The 1,353-nt window shown below is 72.4% G+C and carries 1 protein-coding gene; it reads left to right on the top strand.

Translation table 11 applies throughout. The features are described from left to right. Positions 1 to 187: 187 nt before the first annotated feature. Positions 188 to 1,240 carry a zinc-dependent alcohol dehydrogenase family protein gene (locus tag KR546_RS18835; RefSeq protein WP_238446264.1) on the top strand — a complete coding sequence of 351 codons (1,053 nt, stop codon included), beginning with the start codon at positions 188 to 190 and terminating at the stop codon, positions 1,238 to 1,240. Positions 1,241 to 1,353: the final 113 nt, after the last annotated feature.

Below are 1,353 nucleotides of genomic sequence, written 5' to 3'. Positions count from 1 at the left end.
GACCGGCCGCGTCCCCGGGGGCGCCCAGGTCGCCGCGGCGGCTGGCGTCACGTCCGCCACCGGGCCGACCGGCACGTCACGAGGGTGACCCCCGGCACTGTCGGTGCCACCCGGGCGCGAGGTCCACTCCGGGGACGCGGCCGCGGTGTTCGCGGCCGTCCCGATGCCCCGCGCAAGGAGGCAGCTCGTGAAGGCACTCGTCTACCACGGACCCGGCACCATCGCCTGGGAGGACGTCCCGGAGCCCAAGCTCCAGGAGCCCACCGACGCACTCGTCAGGATCGAGACCACCACCATCTGCGGCACCGACCTGCACATCCTCAAGGGCGACGTGCCCGCCGTCACCGACGGGCGCATCCTCGGCCACGAGGGGGTCGGCGTCGTGACCGACGTGGGCGCCGACGTCACCGAGGTCGCGGTCGGGGACCGCGTCATCATCTCGTGCATCAGCAAGTGCGGTTCCTGCGACTACTGCCGCGCCGCCATGCCGTCGCACTGCACCGGCCTGGGCGGGATCGGCTGGATCTTCGGCCACCTCGTCGACGGCACGCAGGCCGAGCAGGTCCGCGTCCCGTACGCCGACACCGGGCTGATCAGGCTCCCGGAGGGCGTCTCGGCCGAGCAGGGCGTCATGCTGTCCGACATCCTCCCGACCGGCTACGAGATCGGCGTGCAGTACGGCCACGTGTCGGCAGGTGACACCGTCGCGGTCGTCGGGGTCGGCCCGATCGGCCTGGCCGCGATCATGACGGCCGGACCGAGCGGGGCCAGCCGCATCATCGCGGTGGACGGCAACCCGTTCCGCCTGGCGACCGCCCGCGCGTTCGGGGCGACGGACACGATCGACATCAACGAGGTCGACGACGTGGCCGCGGCCATCCGCGACCTGTCGCCCGACGGGCTGGGGGTCGACGTCGCCATCGAGGCGGTCGGCGTCCCGGCCACGTTCGCCACGTGCGTCGACGCCATCCGGCCCGGGGGCCGGGTCGCCAACGTGGGCGTGCACGGTGAGCCGGTCGAGTTCCCGATCCAGGACCAGTGGATCAACAACATCACCGTGACGACCGGGTTGGTCAACGCGGTCACGACCGAGGACCTGCTGTCCGAGATCGAGGCCGGCTCGATCGCCCCGGAGAAGTTCGTCACCCACCGGTTCGCGCTCGGCGACATCATGGAGGCCTACGAGGTGTTCGGCCACGCGGTCGACCACGACGCCCTGAAGGTCGTCCTGACCGCCTGACCGCCCGCGATCCCGACCCACCCCACCGCCGACCGTGACCGGATCATGCCGACTGTTGCGCCAACCGGTCACGGTCGGCGGTGGGGTGGGTCGGGATCGCGGGCGGTCAGGCG

The organism is Salsipaludibacter albus, assembly GCF_019798055.1.
In the GTDB taxonomy this organism is placed as follows: domain Bacteria; phylum Actinomycetota; class Nitriliruptoria; order Nitriliruptorales; family Nitriliruptoraceae; genus Salsipaludibacter; species Salsipaludibacter albus.
This window is presented reverse-complemented; position numbering and strand designations above follow the sequence as displayed.